The sequence below is a fragment of the Amycolatopsis sp. NPDC051128 genome (genome assembly GCF_040682715.1).
GTDB lineage: Bacteria > Actinomycetota > Actinomycetes > Mycobacteriales > Pseudonocardiaceae > Amycolatopsis.
In genome coordinates this window covers 27,489-47,456 of record NZ_JBFBBN010000001.1, presented here as the reverse complement: position 1 = coordinate 47,456, position 19,968 = coordinate 27,489, and the positions used below count along the sequence as shown (strand labels likewise).

Annotated in this window: 20 protein-coding genes; 14 read left to right on the top strand and 6 right to left on the bottom strand. The window is 68.8% G+C overall.

All coding sequences use genetic code 11. The features are described from left to right. Positions 1–205: 205 nt before the first annotated feature. The 3 genes from AB0M82_RS00230 to AB0M82_RS00220 all read right to left on the bottom strand — a co-directional run bounded on the left by AB0M82_RS00230 (position 206) and on the right by AB0M82_RS00220 (position 2,658). Positions 206–1,042, bottom strand: coding sequence for a DUF3846 domain-containing protein (locus AB0M82_RS00230; protein WP_364715952.1), 837 nt, complete (start codon positions 1,040–1,042; stop codon positions 206–208). A gap of 178 nt (positions 1,043–1,220) precedes the next feature. Beyond that, positions 1,221–1,544, bottom strand: coding sequence for a hypothetical protein (locus AB0M82_RS00225; RefSeq protein ID WP_364715950.1), 324 nt, complete (start codon positions 1,542–1,544; stop codon positions 1,221–1,223). Between the two features lie 82 nt (positions 1,545–1,626). Then, positions 1,627–2,658: a site-specific DNA-methyltransferase gene (locus tag AB0M82_RS00220; protein WP_364715947.1), complete on the bottom strand. Its 1,032-nt coding sequence runs from the start codon at positions 2,656–2,658 to the stop codon at positions 1,627–1,629. A gap of 458 nt (positions 2,659–3,116) precedes the next feature. Between AB0M82_RS00220 and AB0M82_RS00215 the strand changes: the two genes are divergently transcribed. The 3 genes from AB0M82_RS00215 to AB0M82_RS00205 all read left to right on the top strand — a co-directional run bounded on the left by AB0M82_RS00215 (position 3,117) and on the right by AB0M82_RS00205 (position 5,584). Next, the gene (locus tag AB0M82_RS00215; protein ID WP_364715946.1) at positions 3,117–3,593 is read left to right on the top strand and encodes an AbrB/MazE/SpoVT family DNA-binding domain-containing protein; all 477 of its coding nucleotides are present in this window, start codon (positions 3,117–3,119) and stop codon (positions 3,591–3,593) included. Further along, on the top strand, positions 3,590–4,621 hold the full coding sequence (locus AB0M82_RS00210; protein WP_364715945.1) for a site-specific integrase: 1,032 nt from the start codon (positions 3,590–3,592) through the stop codon (positions 4,619–4,621). Before AB0M82_RS00215 ends, AB0M82_RS00210 begins: the two co-directional genes overlap by 4 nt. Before the next feature lie 294 nt (positions 4,622–4,915). Next, positions 4,916–5,584, top strand: coding sequence for a hypothetical protein (locus tag AB0M82_RS00205; RefSeq protein ID WP_364715943.1), 669 nt, complete (start codon positions 4,916–4,918; stop codon positions 5,582–5,584). Between the two features lie 52 nt (positions 5,585–5,636). Here the strand turns inward: AB0M82_RS00205 and AB0M82_RS00200 are convergent, their stop codons facing one another. Continuing rightward, on the bottom strand, positions 5,637–5,807 hold the full coding sequence (locus AB0M82_RS00200; protein ID WP_364715942.1) for a hypothetical protein: 171 nt from the start codon (positions 5,805–5,807) through the stop codon (positions 5,637–5,639). 102 nt (positions 5,808–5,909) lie between these two features. Here AB0M82_RS00200 and AB0M82_RS00195 point away from each other — a divergent pair, with 102 nt between their 5' ends. Then, positions 5,910–6,371: a DUF488 domain-containing protein gene (locus AB0M82_RS00195; protein WP_364715940.1), complete on the top strand. Its 462-nt coding sequence runs from the start codon at positions 5,910–5,912 to the stop codon at positions 6,369–6,371. Positions 6,372–6,478: 107 nt separating this feature from the next. Here AB0M82_RS00195 and AB0M82_RS00190 read toward each other — a convergent pair whose 3' ends face one another. Continuing rightward, positions 6,479–7,216, bottom strand: coding sequence for a hypothetical protein (locus AB0M82_RS00190; RefSeq protein ID WP_364715939.1), 738 nt, complete (start codon positions 7,214–7,216; stop codon positions 6,479–6,481). Positions 7,217–7,778: 562 nt separating this feature from the next. Continuing rightward, positions 7,779–8,450, bottom strand: coding sequence for an ANTAR domain-containing protein (locus AB0M82_RS00185; RefSeq protein ID WP_364715938.1), 672 nt, complete (start codon positions 8,448–8,450; stop codon positions 7,779–7,781). Between the two features lie 306 nt (positions 8,451–8,756). Here AB0M82_RS00185 and AB0M82_RS00180 point away from each other — a divergent pair, with 306 nt between their 5' ends. The 10 genes from AB0M82_RS00180 (at position 8,757) to AB0M82_RS00135 (ending at position 19,954) form a co-directional block, all read left to right on the top strand. Then, positions 8,757–9,479: a response regulator transcription factor gene (locus tag AB0M82_RS00180; protein ID WP_364715936.1), complete on the top strand. Its 723-nt coding sequence runs from the start codon at positions 8,757–8,759 to the stop codon at positions 9,477–9,479. A 165-nt stretch (positions 9,480–9,644) separates the two neighbouring features. Continuing rightward, complete coding sequence (locus tag AB0M82_RS00175) at positions 9,645–10,025, top strand: hypothetical protein (protein ID WP_364715935.1); 381 nt, start codon at positions 9,645–9,647, stop codon at positions 10,023–10,025. Positions 10,026–10,047: 22 nt separating this feature from the next. Next, complete coding sequence (locus AB0M82_RS00170) at positions 10,048–10,290, top strand: hypothetical protein (protein ID WP_364715932.1); 243 nt, start codon at positions 10,048–10,050, stop codon at positions 10,288–10,290. Positions 10,291–10,321: 31 nt separating this feature from the next. Further along, positions 10,322–12,265 (top strand): phage tail sheath subtilisin-like domain-containing protein, encoded by a 1,944-nt coding sequence (locus AB0M82_RS00165; RefSeq protein ID WP_364715930.1) that lies wholly within the window; start codon positions 10,322–10,324, stop codon positions 12,263–12,265. Between the two features lie 31 nt (positions 12,266–12,296). Then, entirely contained in the window at positions 12,297–12,797 is a 501-nt protein-coding gene (locus AB0M82_RS00160) for a phage tail protein (RefSeq protein ID WP_364715928.1), read from the top strand. Positions 12,798–12,807: 10 nt separating this feature from the next. Beyond that, positions 12,808–13,665, top strand: a complete 858-nt coding sequence (locus AB0M82_RS00155) for a hypothetical protein (RefSeq protein WP_364715926.1) — start codon at positions 12,808–12,810, stop codon at positions 13,663–13,665. Continuing rightward, positions 13,655–14,806: a hypothetical protein gene (locus AB0M82_RS00150; RefSeq protein ID WP_364715924.1), complete on the top strand. Its 1,152-nt coding sequence runs from the start codon at positions 13,655–13,657 to the stop codon at positions 14,804–14,806. Before AB0M82_RS00155 ends, AB0M82_RS00150 begins: the two co-directional genes overlap by 11 nt. Continuing rightward, complete coding sequence (locus AB0M82_RS00145; RefSeq protein ID WP_364715922.1) at positions 14,803–15,642, top strand: Pvc16 family protein; 840 nt, start codon at positions 14,803–14,805, stop codon at positions 15,640–15,642. The genes AB0M82_RS00150 and AB0M82_RS00145 overlap by 4 nt, the downstream gene beginning before the upstream one ends. Continuing rightward, complete coding sequence (locus AB0M82_RS00140; RefSeq protein WP_364715920.1) at positions 15,639–17,738, top strand: AAA family ATPase; 2,100 nt, start codon at positions 15,639–15,641, stop codon at positions 17,736–17,738. Before AB0M82_RS00145 ends, AB0M82_RS00140 begins: the two co-directional genes overlap by 4 nt. Then, positions 17,735–19,954 (top strand): DUF4157 domain-containing protein, encoded by a 2,220-nt coding sequence (locus AB0M82_RS00135; RefSeq protein ID WP_364715918.1) that lies wholly within the window; start codon positions 17,735–17,737, stop codon positions 19,952–19,954. Before AB0M82_RS00140 ends, AB0M82_RS00135 begins: the two co-directional genes overlap by 4 nt. The last annotated feature ends 14 nt before the right edge of the window (positions 19,955–19,968 follow it).

Here is a 19,968-nt window from a genome sequence, read left to right as displayed (position 1 = left end):
TCGCTGTGTCTTACTTGGTCGTTCATCGACTTCTCGGCCGACCTGGGTCTCCGTTACGTATAAAGCTCGTGAAGGTTGGCGTAATCCTGGCAATAACGGCAGCACTATCCGCGACCACGCCTTACCTGATCTCCGCAAGTGCGTCCACGCTCTGATTTGCGGCCCCCTCGCCAAGGCCTATTACGGCCCTGACGAGGGGACTTGCTCAGTACGTGAGCGCCTGACACTGCGCCTTGGACGCGGTCAGTAGCCTACGAATAAGCCGAGCGAACCTGCCTTCCTCGATGCTCGGTTCCAGCGTCATGGACTCGAACGCGATCCCGTGCCGGATGGTCAACCACTCGTCACCACCTTCGACCTGATTAATGAAGCACAGGTCTCGGTAGTAGAACGCCGTGCCGATTGCCCAGTTCCCGTGCCCGATGTTCTCCTCCAGTTCGTCAATGCTGTAGCAGCCGACGAAGCTGTTCCGAGTGAACGGCGGATCGTCCGCAGAACTTATCCACGGATTCTCGATGCCCAAGCGGTACCACTGCTCGCGCAGCTGCTCGTCCAGCTCAGGCACGACGCGCACGTTCTCGATGAGGTTCCACGTTTCGGTCAGTTGGACGGCGTAGCGGTACGCCTCCGACCAGTCCGTGAACGTCTGGTTGTCGCTACTCCACCGTGGCTCGCTGCTGGTCCACAGTTGGACGCGGTAGCGATTGGTGTTCATGAGCAAGTCGACGAGGTCCTCGGGAGCCGACGTGTCGTCGCCGTGCCGGTTGGGCGGGCCGACGATGAGTGCCGAGCCGACGATGACGTCGTTGCCTCGGAAGGCCGAGTTGTGCACCCACGCGAGCGTGGTCGCTCGGTGGTTGACGCGCATCCGGTTGAGCTTGCCCTCCTCGTTGAGGTACATCCCGGCCGGCGGCCGGTCGAGACCGATGATCTGGAGGTTGCCGCCGACGATCTGCCGGAGGGCGTCCACGTCGTGGAGTTCGATCTGCTGACACCGGATCGGTTGATCCAGGTTGACAGGTATAACGATGGCGGTAATCACTGCGCATCGCTCGCTTCTGGACCCTGTGAGGCTTTTGCCTGGTGGGCGGGTCCGTTCCACACCAGGCCGTTCCTCGCCAAGGAGCCGGGGAACGGTCTGATGTGCAAGTTGGTTTGTGGAGCGGAGGGCGGTCGAAGTGACCGCCGCTCCGCTCCGGGGTTAGCGTGGGCGTCCGACCTCAGTCGGAAGCCTCACCGCTGCGCCGCCGACTCCGACTTGTGGTCGTGCCAGCGTCGGCCGCCGGGGCATCGTCCCCGAACAGTCCTTGGATTGCGCCGCGCCGGGCGGCTGCTTCGCGCTCGATCTCCTCGAGCGCGGCCTGAGCACGAGCCGCGAAGTCGGGCTCGGCCTTCTTGGTGGAGACGTACAGCTCTACGGCGCGCAGGGCCGCATCTCCCAGGGAGATGCCGTCGAGTTGCGCGACGAGGGCGAACTGGGCGTGCAGAGCGTCGGGCACCTTGATGCCCAGGGTCTTCACGCCGCCGCTCTTGGGTTCCGACATGGCGGAGCCTCCTCGGTGTTGGTGCGGCCGGCCATCCCTGAGCTGGGATGACGGTTGGCGGCCGCATGACACCGATGAGGTGTCAGGCCGCGCGGTCCTGCTTGCGCCTGGCTGCGGCGATGCGCTCCATGCTCATCTCGGCGTAAGCCGGATTCAACTCGACGCCGATCCAGTCGCGGCCGTGCTTCTCGGCGGCCAGTGCGGTCGTGCCGGTGCCCATGAACGGGTCGAGCACAACACCGGGCGTGCCATCAGCGCCACACATGCAGGTTGGCTCCAGGTCGCCAACGGCGAGCAGGCGGCCGTCCCGGCGCTCCAACGCGCGGTGCCACGGCTCGCCGCAGTTCACGCAGACCCGCTCCGGGCAGGTAGCCAGCAACGGGCGTTCGGCCAAGCTCAGCGGGAAGGCGGCGAAGTGGCCGCCTCGGAATCCGGCTGTCGGCAGCGACCAGACGTCTCCGGGGTTCTTGCCGAGTGGATGCCCGGACAGGCCGGAGGCCTTCAGACGGGAAAGCCCGCGGTTGTCGTTGAGGGTCCAGCCCTTGCGGTTCGCCGCTCCGATGCCCGCTGGTGGATAGCTACGCGGCGCGTTGCTGGCGTGCTCGCGCTTGCCGGACACGAGCGGTTGCCGGATGAGATCGAGGTCGAAGTAGTAGCGGGGCGAACGAGTGAAGAAGTACATCAGCTCGTGCGTCGTGGTCAGCCGGTCGGTCACGGACGACGGCATGGGGTTGGTCTTGGCCCAGATGACCTCGTTGCGCAGCGTCCACCCGTCTTCGACCAAGGCCAACGCCACTCGTGAGGGGCCAAGAAGCAGGCTCTTGGTAGCCGCGCCCTCAGCCGGACGGCGGGAGTAGCTGTCGCCCAGGTTGAGCCAGAGGGAGCCGGTCGGGCGCAGAACGCGGTCCAGCTCGCGGGCAACGAGTCGGAGGCCGTTGACCCAGCCCTCTACGTCCGGCTCGGCTCCGAGCTGCTGCTCATGACCGTAGTTGCGGACGCCAAAGTACGGCGGGCTGGTAATGATGGTGTCCACGGACGCGGCCGGTAGTTCGGCCAGGCGCTCACGGACATCGCCGATGAGGATGGTGTTGCGGGGGAGTCTTGTGGCGTCCACTGGCTGCGGGCCGCCTTGAAGATCACCTCCTATCTGTGTAGGTGGTTGCATGGATGGGTTCTCTGTTTAGTTGTTGAGGGGTGCCCCGACGTCCCGGTGAGGACGCCGGGGCGTGGCCGGGCCGCGTGGCCCTGGCCGTGATTGCCGATCTGGTGGCCGCAGCCACCAACTCCGCTTTAGCCTTGAGCTGCGTGTTCGCGGACGTATCGCGCGAGGACAGGGTTCAAGATGAGTCCCCTTGGGGACACGCAGACGTGGGAGATCTCCCACGTAGATGTGGTCACTCAAGCTGCAGGTCGGCCGCGAACGTCAGCGTGGGGTTATAGATCAACTCGGTCCTCGGACACACTTTCGTGGCAAGCCTGCCACATCTGACGTATCAGTGCTCGAACGCACTTCAACACGCTGATCAAGCGTCTTCTTGGCCGTCCCACCGTATTCGGTGGGGGGTGGTCGTCGTGACCGGTGCCGTGATCAAGCCGCTGGTCTTCCCGGCTCTTCCTGACGGCGGTCATGCCGCGGGCGCACCTTCTGGCCAGGTGGCCGGTCGCCGGACGTTGCCACTGCCTGTTGTTCCGGTGCCGCGCGCGAGCAGCACCGTGTACGGGCTGGCTGCTGTGGACTGCCGGGGCCGCGTTGCCGATCGCGCGGTCTTTGCCGCGCTCGGCTGGCTGCCCGGCACCCGCCTGGATATCCGTGAGTGTCACAGCCTTCTCGTTGTCCGGCCCGACGGGCACGGCGTCTTCAGCGTGACCAACCAAGGCCACCTCCGGCTACCCGCTGCCGTCCGTCACTGCTGTGGTCTGATTCCCGGGGACCGCGTTCTGCTGGCCGCCGATCCCCGGCGTGATGTGCTGATCGTGCATCCGCCTGCCGTGCTCGATGACCTGCTCGCCGCACGCCACGCGGAGCTGCTCGGCGGTGATCTCGGATGACCGCGCAGACATCGGGATCGGCAGCGAGCGGCGCCGAGCTGGACGCCGCGCGGCTGCTGCTGGCCCGGATGGGCGTCTCGGTCGAAGACCTCCTCGCGACCCCCGCCGACCGGCTGCCGGTGCCGACGTTCGCGGAGTACATCCCGACCGTCTCGGATGCCGTCACCGATGGCACCCGCCGTGTGTATGGCTCCTACTGGAACCGCATCGCCGAGCACTGGGGCGATCGCCACCTCGACGAGCCGACTCCGTCGGAGATCAAACAGCTGGTCGAGTACGTGAAGGTCAACGTCGTGGCCCGGCGCAACGCCCGCGGCGGACGCAGCGCCGGTGAGCACCTAATCGCCGCGTTGCGGTGTCTCTACCGGCACGCCGAAGACGACGAGCTGATCGTCGCGGCCGACAACCCGGCCCGCAAGGTCGCCAAACCCCGCCGCCTGCCCTCGACCCGTCGTGCGGTGGCCGATACCCGGCTGGCCGAGATCAACGAGACCGCCGCAACCACCGGCAACGACCCAGCGCTGGACAGCCTGCTGCTGCGGCTGCACACCGAGACCGCCTGCCGCCGAGGTGGCGCACTGGCGCTCCGGCCGCAAGACCTCGACCCGGACCAGTGCCTGATCTTCCTGCGTGAGAAAGGGGAGACGGTTCGCTGGCAACCGGTCTCGCCGACGCTGATGGCGCACCTGGTTCGTCACGCCGCCGAGCGCGGCGCCCCACGCGACGGCCAGCTGCTGCGCTACGCTGACGGCCGGCCGATCACCACCCGCCGCTACGACCACCTCTGGGCCCGGCTCGGCAAGCACCTGCCATGGGTCGCCACCCAGCAGATCTCCACCCACTGGCTGCGCCACACCACGTTGACCTGGGTGGAACGCAACTTCGGCTACGCCGTCGCCCGTGCCTACGCCGGACACGCCGACTCAGGCGGCGACGCCGGAACCACCACCACGTACGTGCGGGCCAGCGTTCAGGAAGTCGCTGCCGCGCTGGCCGCGCTCACCGGAGAGCCCCACCCGCTGACATGACGTCGGCAGGGAAGTAGTTGGTGCGATCAGCGACGAGCACGCGAAGCGAGTCAGATACCGATCGAATCTGAACCCGCTGATTAAGAGAACGCGTTTTGGGGTGTCGGGTGGTGTCGAGTGATGTCGGACAAGACCTTTTCGACTGGTCAACGGCAATCACTTGTGTCGGACTATACCGTGTTCTGTCGACGTGTGCGAGACCTCTCGGGCACTTCTCGGGCACGTCCGTGTCGGATTCTGTCGAGCTGTTCGTGCAGGTCGATCGTGGTTCGTGGTGTTGGACGGCGGAGCAGGGTGGTTGCTGTGTTGAGCCCGAGCGAGGGACGTGATCCGGTGCTTTCGGCAGTGACGCTGATTGTGGGGGTCATCGTGGCTCTGACCTTCTTGTTCGGTTTCGGGAACGTGCTGACGTTGGCGCTCCGGCTGGGGGTACCGGCCTGGGTCGCGCCGCTGGTGGCGCCTGCAGTGGATCTGTCGGTGGTCGGCCTGCTGATCGCCATTCGGTCCCTGTCGATGAGAGGAGCTCCCAGTGAGGTGATCCGGCCGGCGCGGCGGCTGCTGTTGGCCTCGAGCGTGGTGACGTTGGCGTTGAACGTCGCGGAACCGCTGATCGCTGGTGAGGCGGGGAAGGCGTTGTTCGACGCGGTGGGTCCGTTGTTGCTGATCGGTTGGTCGGAGGTGGGACCGGTCCTGCTGCAGGCGCTGGCCTCCGCTTCAGCCACCGGGCGTGCGAGCCTCGTTGCCCAGAGCGCCGACTCGTACAGCACTTCAGCGGAGCAGTCAGAAAGTGTCAACGTGGATGCCGAGTTGCTGGAGCGGGCGCGATGTGAGGATCGGCGGCATCGTGAGTTGTATCAGCGTCCGGTCTCCGCGGAGAGTCTCCGGAAGGCGCTGGGGGTAGGTGCGGAGCGGTCGCGCACGTTGGTGAAGCTGGTACGTGCAGAGCACAGTATCTCCGCGTAAGGCACCAGGACGCGGCGTTTGGACCGCCAGACTTCCTGTGTTCGCGAATTGATCAAGTTGCGGGGGACCGTGCGACCACGGCCCGGCCGACGTAGCTGCCGGCGTCGCAGTGAGCGCATGCGATGCGTTCTTCGTAGTCCGGCAGGTCGTAGTCCTCGTCGGCGAGAAACGTGAGGCATGAGCGGCTTAGGCAGGTCATGTTGTACGCGTAGCCGAACGTCACGGGTCTCTCGACGAGGAGTGCATTTGATCTTTTGCGGCCGGGCGGAGGCCCGGATGCGCGGCTGGGGTATTGGCCCAGAGGTGCCCGTGAAAGGGTGTCGCCATGAGGAGGGCGAGCGCAGCTGATGTTCGTGTTCAAGATGGTGCGGTCGGAGTCGGCTACGAGGGGCAGGACATCCGGGACTTCGTCGCGGACCTGACCCGTCGAGGTGTGCGCAGGCTGGTGGACGTTCGGCTGACGCCGATCTCGCGCAAGCGCGGGTTCAGCAAGACCGCTTTGCGGGACGCGCTGGTCGAGGCGGGGATCGAATACGACCATCGTCGGGAGCTCGGCAACCCGAAGGTCAATCGCGCGGGGTTCGGCGGCTCGGAGCTGGAGCTGGCGGAAGCCAAAGCCCGGTATGCCGCGGTCCTGGAGACGGATCAGGCTCAGCAGAGTCTTGACGAGCTGGCGCGCCTGGCTGCGAGCGAATCGATCGCCGTCCTGTGCTTCGAAGCCGACCAGCGGCGGTGCCACCGCGACGTCGTGCTCGACGAGATCGCCAGCCGGCTACCGCGCAGCTGAGCGAGTCCGAGGCGGGTAGTAGACGCCGAGGACGCTGAAGGTGCCGGGGTGAGCGGCGACGTTGCCGACGTAGAACGCGACATCGTGATCAGGACCGCAGATCTCGTTCAGAAACTTTCGCCGAAGGTGCCCGGTGGCCGTAGCGTCGTCCATGCCGCGCAGGCGCAGCAGCTGGAAGGCGACGAATTCCCAGTCGATGAAGCCCTGCTTGTGGCCTCCGCAGTCGGGTTCCTCGCACTCGTAGTGGTAGGTGCCGGAGAACCGCGGCGCGCGGAGCGGTGTGCGGTCTTCGTTGCCGAAGAGGCTGAGCTGGTCGAGGTAGGCGTCGATCTTGGCTTTCTGTTTGCTTGGTCCAGCCGGGGGTGGCGGACGATGCGCAGGTCGGTGATCCGGCGTGGCCGGAGGAGGGCGAGTGACTGGGTCGCCATCGTTGCCCCGCGGTTGAGCTTGCACATCGTCGTGTCGGTGCTGATGGCCGGGTCCAGCCATGATCGGCGGGGCGCCCACGGCTTGAGGTGCCCGGTTACCTTCAGCGTCGGCATCTGCGGTCGCCAGCTCTCGCGTCGGCTGTCCTGACGTGCGGGAACGGCCTTGACCGTGACGATGTCGTACTTCTTGAAGCTCTCCTGGCTGCCGAGTTCGCGGAAGTTGATCGGGTAGAGGCGGATCCAGCCCGGGCGGACGGGGTCAAGGCTCAGCCCGGCGACGCAGACGGTCTCGCCGTACTTGTCCGACGGGTTCGGCGTCGCCTTGACCGTGATCAGGACCTTCAAGGTGACGGCCTGGTCGCCGGCTGGCTTCTCGGTGGGTTCGATCGGCTGCCCGAATATTGGTAGCTGGGTCATCGGCCCTCCCGCCTGCAGACCACGACTACCGAACGTAACTCTGAAGTTGAGGAATTCAGAACAGCCGATCGAGTGAAGCGGGAGTCGCACCTTTGAGCGGCACCGACTCACCTGCAGCCCGGTGTCCGCCGGGCGCAGAGGTTGAACTACGTAAACCGTCTCTGAACGAGTAGCGACGAATAGAGCCGCGATGCCGGTGACTTCCCAGGTCAGAGCTTTGACGTCCTGGGCGGCGGCAATGAGAACAGACTTGGCTTGGAATCCGACGTCGCGGGCGCGGGAGCTCAGGCGCGCACGGTCGGGCGCATTATCGCCTCGGTACCACGGCTTGAACGTGTACTGACGTGGACATCGAGACGCTAAAGATCCATCCGCGCTGCCGAGGTAGGCCCCGGCGTCTTCGCCGGGGCTACCTTTTGGTTGCAGCGTCAGCGGCGTCAAGCGTCCGGTTCGGGGACCCGCCCGGCATCTCCGAACCTGGCGGTAAGAACCGCTTTGCCCACCGGCCGGGGATGATCAGCGCACGAGTTGCTGCAGTACCGCCGAAGGGATCGCGATCAGTTCACCAGCGATATTCGTGCCGGCATTGCCCGCGCTGCTGCTGCCGCCGCCCGTCTGGGTGCCTTTCGACGACTTCGATGTGGGGCTCGTAGTCGGTGGGGTTGTCGAGCGTGTCGACGTGGACGGTGGATCGATTTTCGCGCTGGGCTGTACTTCGGTGGGCGTCGGCACCGAAGGCGTCGTCGTTGCAGGTGGGGCGGGCGGCGCCGGAGGCGGGGTCGTGACCTCGGACGACTTCGGTGGGTGTGCTTCGTCCTTGCTTTTCTCGCTGCGAGCCCGGCCCCAGGCGCTTGAACCCGACCGGATCGAACGCCTCGTGATACGCCGGCAGGATCGACTCGGGGGAGTCCTCCACGAGTACGGATATGCCGTTTGACATGCGTGGACGTGATTTTCGGCAGCCGCAGCGGTGGGATACCTCGCGTAGTGCTCTGAACGCCTGCTCGGAACTGCCAGCTCCGCAGCAACAGATCACGCCCTTTGCCTGCTTGATGACCGGCTGGGTGGCGAGGACGTCCTTCAGATGTTCCACCTCGACGGCGCACTTAGCCCGGGATCCGGCCGGGTCCGTGCCGGATCCCGGCCACCGCCATCTCGGTGACTTGCCGAACTCGCGCTCGGCGACGGCGTGCCACGACGTCCGGTCGGCGAGCCGATACGCCGGTCGGGCCATCCTCTCTGACGGAGAGCAACTCGGGGTCGCGACCATCCGGGCGGCCGGGCCAGCATGCATTATGCGTCGTCGAGCGCGTGGTGCCTGGCCGTCGAGCCGGTAGCCTGCTCCGTCCAGGCGGTGAACTCCAGGTCGGGCCTACCTCACGCCTCCATGGACAGGCGCACCGCAAGTTGGGTAACGAGTATTTTGATCGAGACGACTTGCGGGATGCGCCGCTGCCCCGGCGCGCGGCACGGGCGGCTCTGGTCAGACGCCTGCAGAGCACAGGGCGGGCCCGGGTGGGCTACGTCGTGGGAGGGGGCGATGATGCTCCGAGTCGCGGTCGTGTCACCGGTCCGAATCTACCTCGAGGGGCTGGCCCAACTGCTGAATGCCGAGGACGGCGTGGGGCTGGTGGAGAGCGCCTCGGCCGTGGAAGCGGCGGCGTCGCTGCTCAAGCCGGCGCAGGTCGACGTCGTGCTGGTCGACATGACGGGAGGCATGGCCGGCGAACGCGGTCTGGACGCGTTGCGCGGGCTGGTCCTGGCGACCGGCCTGCCGTGCGTCGTGCTCGGCATCCCGGACCGGGCCGCCGACGTGGTCGCGTACGCCGAGGCCGGCATCGCCGGATATGTCACCAACGACCATTCGTTCACCGACCTGCTGGGCACCCTCCGGGCGGCGACACGCGGAGAGTTCAGCTGCGGCGCGGGTGTTGCGGCGGGACTCGTGGGCAGGCTGGCCGCGCTGGCCGCGGAGCGCCGGGTGCAGGCGGTTCCCGCCCTGACCCATCGCGAGCTGGAGATCCTGGCGCTGATCGAATCCGGTTGCCCCAACAAGGAAATCGCGCGCCTCCTGCACATCCAGCTGACCACGGTCAAGAATCACGTACACAACGTGCTGGAGAAACTGGGAGTCCGCGGCCGGGACGAGGCGGCGGCGGTGGCGCGCCGGCACCAGCTGATCCCTCCGGCACTGGCCGGAGGATCCGGATCCGCGGTGGACCGATTCCGGATCCTGGCGGCTCAGCCGCACCCGCTCGGATAGGGGAAGGATCTTCGTCGCACCGCTGTGAGCAGCGGCTCGTTCGTCGGTGCCCTCCCCGAACGTGCCGAGGATCCGGATCCCGGAACGGATCCAATCCCGATCCCGGGGATTCATGCCGTCGCCGTCGGATTCCGCGAGGGTGAAGCGGTGAGGCGGTGGACGCCGATGAGCCCGATCCGAGTTCTCGTAGTGGACATGGCCGAGCTCAACCGCGACATCGTGCAACGGATCGTCGAAGGCCAGCCGGACATGACGGTCGTCCGGGGCGGTGGATCGGGTCCGGGCGAGGCCGAGCACGACGTCCGCGGTGTCGACGTCGTGCTGGTGTCGGCGTCCGAACTGGGCTCTGTGCAGCGGTACCTGGGGCTGATGTGGACGCATTCGCGGCTCGGGGTGGTGGTGGTCGACCTGGCGGACCGCCGCGGTCTGGTCCGGTCGTTCCGAGGCGAGAAGCTTCGCCCGGGTCAGGTCGGCGCGGCAGGCCTGTCGTGGCCGGAGTGCCTGCTGAAGTCGATCCGGTCGGCGGCGATGCCGGGTGGCGGTTGAAATGCGACCGAGGAGGAGCACCATGCCAGTGCGGATCAGGAGCCTGCTCGTGACCGGGCCCGTCGTGATCCCGTTGAACACCGGGCGGAACGTGCGCCTGTCGCCGGGGGAGAGCTCGGCCGAACTGCACGACGTCGAGGTGGCGGACAACGTCAAGGTGGACAAGCTGGTGAGCCAGGGCGTCATCGCGGTCGACGAAACCACCGAAGAGAGCGCCCCGGCCGCCCCCTCCCGTTCTCGCAAGCGTTCGGGCTCCGCCGAATGACCGCCAAGTTCGATCGCGATGGGAGACGACCATGCCTGCGCTGAGCTATCCGGGTGTCTACGTCCATGAGGTGTCCGGCGGGGTCCGCCCGCTGGAGGCCGCGAGCACGTCGACGGCGGCGTTCGTGGGACTGAGCGAGCGTGGGCCCGACACCGCGGCGACCAGAGTCACGAGCTGGACCGAATTCCAGCGCGTGTTCGGCTCGTTCACCGCGGACAGTTTTCTCGCCCACAGCGTGTTCCAGTACTTCAACAACGGCGGGCGCCTGTGCTACATCGTGCGGGTCACCCGCTCGGACGCGGTGGTCGCGAACGTCACGATGGCCAACCGCGCCGCCACGCCGGTCGCCGGGTTCGTGTTCTCCGCCAAGAACAAGGGCGCCTGGGGCAACACGCTGCTGCTGCAGATCGAGGACGGCACGCTCGACCCCGGCAACCTGTTCAAGCTGAGCGTCCGCCGCCAGGTCGACGCCACCACGCTGCCGGACAACCCACTCGACATCACGCCGATCGAGGTGTTCGACAACCTCAGCATGGACCCGTCTTCGCCCGACTTCGTGACCGCGGTCCTCGGTCGGGATTCGGGCCTGGTCGACGTCCAGGTGCTCTCCGCCAACACGAGCGTCCAGCGTGGGGTGCACCGCGGCGGGCTCGGCCCGACCCTGCCGCTGACCACCAACCTCGGTTTCCGGATCTCCCTCGACGGCGACGGCTACCAGACGGTGGTCCTGCCGAACACGGTCGCCACGGTCACCACCCTCGCCGACGTGGCGACCGCGATCAAGACGGCCGTAGGCGCTCTGACGAGGAAGAAGACCTCGACGGACCCCGCCGCGTTCTCCAGTTTCGCCTGCTCGGTGGAAACCGTCGGGACGCAGTCCCGCCTGGCGCTGCAGTCGGGCACGACGAGCCTGGTCTCCTCGGTCCGGGTGCAGCCGGCACCCGTCAACGACGCCACCGCGCTGCTGAAGCTGGGCGACGCCGGGGGCGGCCGCTCGGAGGACGGAATCGCGGTGCGGCGCCCGGCGAAGTCCGACGTCGTGCAGGTCGGTGACGCGGCGGTCGTCGCGCCGGTCACCGCGGCCACCGCCGGATCGGACGGTGTCGCGGCGATCACCGAAACGACGTTCAGCGGCACCTTCCCGCTGCTGGATCACGTGACCGACTTCAGCCTGCTCGCCGTGCCCGGCGAAAGCACACCCGCGATGGCGGATCTGGGCATGGCCTACTGCGCCAACCGTCCGCTGCAGGATGTCTTCTACATCGCCGAGACGGGGTCGCACGACGACACGGCGGCCGAGGCGGCGGCGTTCCGCGCGAAGCTCACGACCGCGAATTCCTATGGCGCGCTGTACTACCCGTGGGTCAAGGCGCTCGACCCGAGCGGCCAGTCGCGGGACCCGATCCTGCTTCCGCCGTCGGGCTACCTGGCCGGCCTCTACGCCCGCATCGACTCCTCGCGCGGGGTGTGGAAGGCGCCCGCCGGCACCGAGGCGAGTCTCAACGGCGTCGTCGGCCTGGCCGCCGAACTGTCCGATGTGGATCACGGGACGCTCAACCCGAAGGGTGTCGACGTGATCCGCCGCTTCCCCGGCTCCGGGGTGGTGGCGTTCGGAGCACGCACCATTTCGGCGGATCCGCTGTGGCGGTACGTCCCGGTGCGGCGCACGGCGATCATGCTGCGGGTCAGCATCTACAACGGCATCCAGTGGGCGGTCTTCGAGCCGAACGACGAGCCTCTGTGGGCGCAGCTGCGCCTGACCGTCAGCGCCTTCATGACCACGCTGTTCCGGCAGGGCGCCTTCCAGGGTGCCACGCCGTCGCAGGCGTTCTTCGTCAAATGCGACGCCGAAACGACCACGCAGGCCGACATCGACGCCGGCGTGGTGAACATCCTCGTGGGTTTCGCGCCGCTGAAACCGGCCGAGTTCGTGGTGGTCGAGATCAGCCAGAAGGCGGGCCTGGCTTCCGGCTGACGGCTGGAGCGCAACGAAAGGAGCACAGCCGATGGCCAAGTTCACGGTCAACACCACGCGGTTCGACCCCTACCTCGGCTTCCGGTTCAAGATCAAGGTGGACGGCCAGTACGTGGCCGGCCTCAACAAGTGCGGTGCGCTCAAGAAGTCCACGGAGGTCACTCCCTGGTACGAGGGCGGCGACCAGAGCGGGCCGCACCAGATCCCCGGCAAGACGAAGTACGACGCCATCACCATGGAGGCGGGCGTCACCCACGACACGACCTTCGAGGACTGGGCGGGCAAGGTCAACAACTTCCAGGGCGACGCGGCGGCGTCGCTGGCCACCTTCCGCAAGGACATCACCATCGAGGTCTACAACCTCGACGGCCAGAAAGTGCTGGCCTACAACGTGTATCGCTGCTGGGTATCGGAGTACCAGGCACTGCCGCAGCTGGACGCGGGCGGCAACGCGGTGATGATCAGCACCATCAAGCTGGAGAACGAGGGCTGGATCCGCGACACCTCGGTGACCGAGGTCAAGGAGACGTAGGGGATCGCTGATGGACGTGCTTCCCGGCGGCTACTTCGATCCCGCGGGTGGGCTGCACCGCGAGTTCGAGCTCGGGACGCTCACCGGCCGCGAGGAGGAACTGCTCGCCCGCAAGACATCCGCGCGGCCCGCGGCGCTGGTCACGGAGGTGCTCAGCCGCTGCCTGCGGCGGCTGGGCACGTTCGCGCCGGTGCCGCCGGAGGTGACCCGGCAGCTGCTGGTCGCCGACCGGCAGTACCTGATGCTCCGGCTGCGGCAGGCCACGTTCGGCGATCTCGTGCGGGCGAACCTGTGCTGCCCATGGCCGGAGTGCGGGGAGCGGGTGGCCGTCGACTTCACCGTCCCGGACGTCCCGGTCGAGGCCGTGGCCGAACCCGCGCCGTCGTATGAGGCGACGCTGTCGGACGGTACCGCGATCACGTTCCGGCTGCCGACCGGCGCCGACCAGGAGGAGCTGTCGGCCTGCCTCGCGGTGAACGAGGCCGAAGCGCTGACCGCCCTGCTGACGCGCTGCTTGGTGCGGCTCGGAGACCAGGGCACGCCGGACGAGGACCGCGTGGCGGCGCTGCCCGCCGCAATCCGGGCCGAGATCGAGGACCGCATGCGGGCCGTGGCACCGAAGGTCGAGCAGACGCTCGAGGCCGCCTGCACCGAGTGCGGGCGGACGGTGGCGGCGTCGTTCGACATCCAGCAGTTCTTCTTCGGTGAACTGCGCACCGACGCGCGGGCGCTCTACCAGGACGTGCACTACCTCGCCTTTCACTACCACTGGAGCGAGAACGAGATCATGGCGATGACGCGCGGCAGGCGGCAGACCTACATCGACGTGCTCGCCGACGAGATCGAGGTGCTCAACGGTGGCGCCTGAGAAGTGGCTGCGGGCCGTGCTCGCCGACGGTGCCCGCCCGTTCCGGTACCGCGGCGGAGCGCGCGCCCTGCTCGGCCTTCCCGACGACACCGCCGTCGAGTTCACGTTCGCGCCGCGCGCACCGCGCGGCGGATTCCCCTACGTCAACCACTGGGCTGCTCCGGTGGTGTCGGCCGGGGATCCCGGCTGGGCGGCGGCCGACGTCCTGGACGAGCCGCCGAGACTTTCGCGTCGTGAACCGCCGCAGCCCGAGGTCGAGCAGGTCACGGAGTTCCCGAAGGCACCGCCGCCCGGACGCCGCGATGCGGGCGGACACGTCGAGCTCGCCGAATCGCCCGCGCTTGCCCGGCACGTCGAACCGGCCACGCCACGCAGGCAGCCGTCGCCGGTCGAGATCTCCGTTCCCGATGGTTCCTCGCCGCCAAGGCCTGCGCGACCCACGCCCGAGCCGACCTTCGTCGCGCGAGACGCGCGACCGCCGGTGGATCCGGCGCGGCCGCGGGCGAGTCTGGCGGCGTCGCGGCCCGGGGCGATCGTCGAACCGGCACCACCCACGGCGGATCCGGCGACCGAACCCGGCACGCCGCCGGTGCCCCGCGCCCGGCTCGTTCCGGAAGCACCCACGCCTGTCGTGGAAGCGGAGCCTCCCGGCGTGGCGCGTCCGGTCGCGCAGCCGACGCGACCGGGCCGGGCGGCCGTCCCCGCTCCGGAGATCGCACGGGTCGACCCGCCGGTGTTCAGTCCCTCTGAGGCAAGGCTTTCGACAGAACCCGCGCGGCCGGTCCCGGACGCCGGACAGCCGGGCGCGCTACGACCTCGCGACGCGCAAGCCACGCCGGAGCCGAACGCCGTCGAGCCCGCCGCCGTGCCACGCCGGGGCACGCGCGCGATCCGGCCGACGACGACCGCACCGGCCGCACACCCCGAGCCGGGCGCGGTCGCGCGGCCGCTACGGCCAGCGGCCCGGCCGCGGCCATCCGAGCCGTCTCCACCACCGCCTGTCGAGCAGCCGGTGCCGCGCCCCGCGCCGCCCCAGGTCGTCGTCCAGGTACCGGCACCAGCACCGGTGCCGCCCGCCGGAGTCGCCGCCTTCTGGGAGCGCAGGAACCTCGGGCGCTTCGTGACCAGGGTGCTGCGATGAGCGCCGCCACCGCGATCGGGATGGTCAGCGCGTCCCTGCGCAACCTGCTCGTCGGCGAGATGCGGCTGTCCTCCGCACCGGACGTGACGATCCTCGCGCCGGACGAACCGGGCAGCACGCGGCGGGTGAACCTGTTCCTGTACAAGCTGCACGAGAACCCGTTCCTGAAGAACCAGGACTTCACGGTCCGGGCCGGGAACCCGAACCAGCTGGTGCCGGCGCCGCTGTCGCTCAACCTGTTCTACCTGCTGACCCCGTACGCCCCCAACGACCCGTTGCAGGGCAACGCGACGACGCACCAGATTCTCGGCGAGGCGATGCGGGTCTTCTACGAGAACCCGTCCGTGCCACCGGTCTACCTCGATCCCGGCCTGTCCGGGGCGCGGGAACGGCTGCAGATCGCCGGCAGCACCCTGGACCCCGAGGAGCTGAGCCGGATCTGGACGACGTTCTCCCAGCCGTTCCGGCTTTCCGTGCTCTACCAGGTGTCCACCGTCCAGCTCGACCGGCTGCCCGCGGCCACCCGGCCGCTCGCTCCCCGGGTGCGCCAGGTCGGCGTGCCGGACATCCGCGCGCCCTTCGACCCGCCTGCGATCACCGGCATGACGCCGGCCGCGGGCGCGGCGGGCACCGTCCTCACCTTCACCGGCGAGAAACTGAGCGGCTGGCGGGGCCGGGTGCTGCTCGGTGACCGGACGATCCTGCCGAGCCAGGCCTTGGGCGGGAACACGTTCACCGCGACCCTGCCCGGCGACGTGCTGCCCGGTTTCTACGAGGTGCGCGTGGACGTCGCGACACTGGCGCGGCGCACGTTCCTGTTCGAGGTGACGCCATGAGTGGCTACCGAAGCGGCCTCGACCACCTCGCGGATGAGCTGGAAAGGCTCGACCTGCTGATCGCCGCACGGCTGGCAGTGACGATCCGGCAGAACGAGGTGACGCCGCACGGCCAGGCGGCCCGCACGGTGTACATCACCCGGGAAGAGGTCGACTGGCTGCTGGCGGTCGACCCGGGCACCGAACCCCCGGCCGACCGGGAGGCGGTGGACCTGCTCACGGCCGAGATCGACCGGCGGGTGCACGACAGCGAGGACGTCGAACTGCCGCTGGTCGCGCTGGGCCGGCTGTTCGATCTGTCCACAGTGGAGCTTGGGGCGGTCCTGGTCTGCCTCGCGCCCGAGCTGCGTCGCAAGTACGACCGGCTCTACGCGTACCTGCAGGACGACATCACGCGCATCCGGCCGAGTGTCGATCTCGTGCTGCAGCTGCTGTGCGAGGACGAGCGCGACCGCTGGCTCGCGGGCCGCGCGTTCACCGGGAACGCGCCGTTGCTGCGCCACGGCATTCTCGACGTCGTCGAGGATCCGCAGAGCCCGTCCGGTTCTTCGGGGCTGGCGCGGTTGCTCACCCTCGACCCGCGGATCATGCGGTTCCTGCTGGGCGAAAACGAGCCGGACGCCCGGCTCGCCGGCCACGCGGAGGTCGAGCACCCCGCCGGGCCGCCCGAACTCGTCGATCCCGAGGCAGGCGATCGGATGTTCCGGCTGGTCAGCCGGCATCCGGAGCGGGTGTGGTACCTGTCCGGCCCGGCGGGCGCCGGGACCCGCGAGCTGGCCCGCCACACCGCGCACCGGCTGGGACACGCGCTCGTCAGCGTCGATCTGCGCACCCTGACCGGGCCGGACGCGGCGCAGGTGCTGCGGATCGCGTTCCGGGAAGCACTGCTGCAGGACGCCGCGGTGTACGTCGCGCACGCCGACGAGGCCGGGCCGCTGCTCACCACCCTCGCCGGGGTAGTCGCCGGGCACTCCCGCCCGGTGTTCCTCTCCGGCAAGCCGGATCGGCCCGAGCCCGGCCTCGGCGTGCCGCTGCACCCGGTGGCCGTGCCGTGGCCGGGCGCCGAGCACAGCGAGAGCCTGTGGCGGCACAGCCTTTCCGGGCACACCGCCGACGCCGCCGGGTGGGCGGCGGAACTGGCGGGCCGCTACCGGCTGCCGCCCGCCCGCATCCGGGCCGCCGTCCGGCTGGCCGACGAGGAGCGGGCGGCGGAACCCGAGCCGCGGCCGCTGACCCTGCCCGACGTGGCCGCGGCCTGCCGTCGCCAGTCCGGCCGCCTGCTCGGCGAGCACGCGGTCAAGGTAACGATCCGGCGCGGGTGGGACGACCTCGTGCTGCCCGCCGACCGGATCGCGCTGCTGCGCGAGATCGGCGACCAGGTGCGTCACCGCCACCGCGTCCTGAACGGCTGGGGGTTCGGCGCGAAACTCGGCGGCGCCACCGGCCTGGCCGCGCTGTTCAGTGGCCCGCCGGGAACCGGCAAGACGATGGCGGCCGAGGTGATCGCACACGAGCTGGGGGTGGACCTGTACAAGGTCGACCTGTCCGGGGTGATCAGCAAGTACGTCGGCGAGACCGAGAAGAACCTCGCGCGGATCTTCGCGGAGATGAGCACCAGCAACGCGATCCTGTTCTTCGACGAGGCCGACGCCTTGTTCGGCAAGCGCACCGAGGTGTCCGACGCGCACGACCGGTACGCGAACATCGAAACGAGCTATCTGCTGCAGAAGGTCGAGGAGTACGAGGGCGTCGTCGTGCTCGCGACGAACCTGCGGCAGAACATCGACGACGCGTTCACGCGGCGAATCCGGTTCGTGGTGGAGTTCCCCTTCCCGGACGCGGCGGACCGCCAGCGGATCTGGGGTGCCCTTTTCCCGCCCGCCGCGCCGTTGTCGGCCGACGTCGATTTCGCCCACCTGGCCGGAGAATTCCCGGTCACCGGCGCGAACATCCGCAACATCGTGGTGAACGCGGCGTTTTTCGCCGCCGCCGACGGCGGGACGATTACCGCACCGCACATCCTGCGCGGTGCCCGCCGCGAGTTCGACAAGATCGGCAAGCTCTGGCCGGAGCTCGTGACAGGGGAGGGCCCATGACCACAATGGACTTACCGGTGCGGACGCCGGCCGAGCGGTCGCCGCTCCCGCCTGCGCCGTCGCCGTCCACCCGCGGGCCGGTGCTCCAGCGCTGTGTCGGCAACGACGACCGGGAACGGTGCGGGAGTGGGTGTGGTGGCGAGGCCGGGCCGGTCCTGCAGCGCAGCCTCGGAAACGGCTACCTGCAACGGACCGCCGGGTGCGCCGGTGGCTGCGGCGGTTGCGCGCTGAGCCGGACGGTGCAGCCGAAGCTCACGATCAGTGAGGCGGGAGGTCCGGACGAGCAGGAGGCGGACCGGATCGCCGAGCACGTCACCGGTGCGGCGGGCGGACCGGTCCCGGACATCCAGCGGCTGCCCGGAGGGGACAGCGGTCCGGCGGGTGGCGCACTGCCCGGAGGCGGTGGCCGCCCGCTGCCGGCAGCGACCCGGGCGTTCATGGAACCCCGCTTCGGGACGGACTTCACCGGCGTGCGGCTGCACACCGGCCCGGACACCGATCGGTTCGCCGCCGGGATCGGGGCCAGGGCGTTCACCCACGGGCACGACATCTACCTGCGGCAGGGGGAAAGCGATCAGGACCACGGGCTGATGGCTCACGAGCTCACCCACGTGGTGCAGCAGCGCGGCGGATCCGGCGCGCTGCAGCGGGCGATCACCCCCGAACTGGACCGGATCGAGGACCTGCTGAGTTACGGCCTGTTCGACTGGGCCATCACGGATGCCGAGGCGGAGCGGGCGCTCGCGATCCTGCAGACGTTGCCTCGGTTCCAGCAGGCCGCGTTCTTCGCAACCGTCAAGTACGCCACCCGGCTGCGGGAGAACCTGCCGGACGCCCGGGTGCCCGAGCTCGACGCACTGGCAGCCCAGGTGGCTTCCGTCGAGCCACCGGCGGCGACGATCACGGCGGTCACCGACCGGCTGTCCTATGGCCTGTTCGATTGGGCCATCACCGATCGGGACGCCGTCGAATCGCTCGAGATGCTCAAGAAACTGTCCGGGACGCAACTGGCCGTGGCGCTCGCCGCCGTCGACTACGACCGGCTGCTCGACAATCTGCCGGACGCCCGCAGGCCCGAGCTGCGTGAACTCCACGACCGCGCGCTGGGCCACGGCGGGACCCGGGAAACCGAGGAGGCCCAGCAGCCCGGAACCAGGCTGCGGAGCATCACCTTCCACTCGGATCACGGGATCATGAAGGACAACAACGCGGACTGGACGAGCTCGGGCACGCCCTACGGCGAGCCGGAGTGGTTCACCGTGCGGGACCAGGTGATCAGCCACCCGATCAGCCAGAACCGGGACACCGGCCTGTCGGTCGAGCTCGGGCTGGACGTCCTGCCCGCGAACGCGCCGCCGGCACCGGTCCGGGTGACCGGGCGCAGCGGGGAGGCCGCACTGAACTTCGACTTCAGCGGGACACTCGAGGGCGGCACGAACCGCAGGCTCACGATGAGCTCGGTCGGCAAGCTGCCCGACACCATCCGGGCCCTGCACGATCGGCAGGTCGTCTGGGCCGTGGAGTGGCGCGGCTGGACCCACGAGATCGGCCGGAGCGCGCACACGATCTTCGTCACGGCCGCGAACCCGTTCGCTCCGGCCGAGGTCACCGAAAAGCGGATGCGCAAGGCGGTGGAGATCACCGGTACCGTCGCCGCGCAACTGGGCGGGATCGACCCCCACGAGATGGTCCGCCGGATCATGCGTTTCTGGGGCACCTACAACCTGCACGTCCAGTATGCCAACGCCTGGGAGCTCGCCGACAACATCGAGACCGGGGCGCAGTGCATCGACATCGTGCGGTTCGTGCAGGGCCTCCTGCAGACTGTCGGCGTTCCCGGTACCACCAAGGCGGTCGTGGTGTGGGCGCGGCCCGAGAACCCGCTCGTCCCGGTGGAGAGCGCGTGGCTCGAGGGCGGGATGAGCCTGGCCGGCCCGCACCCGGCGCACCCGACCTGGCACGCGGGGCTCATCGATGCCAACGGGTGCCCGAACAACTTCGAGGCCGCGCTGCGGTTCGACTACGGCGGCGTGCGCCGGTACTACCCGGGAGGCGTGTCGATGAATCCGACCTATGCCACGCCGGAGGACGTGCTCAAAGTCTTCCAATGCCTGGCCTGGCTGACCCCTATCGCCGAACGCGAGTGGGAAATCCAGTCGATCGCGGCGACCTATCCCGGCGGCCACTGCTCGCCCGGCCGGATCCGGTGCAAATGATGGCGGCCACGGAC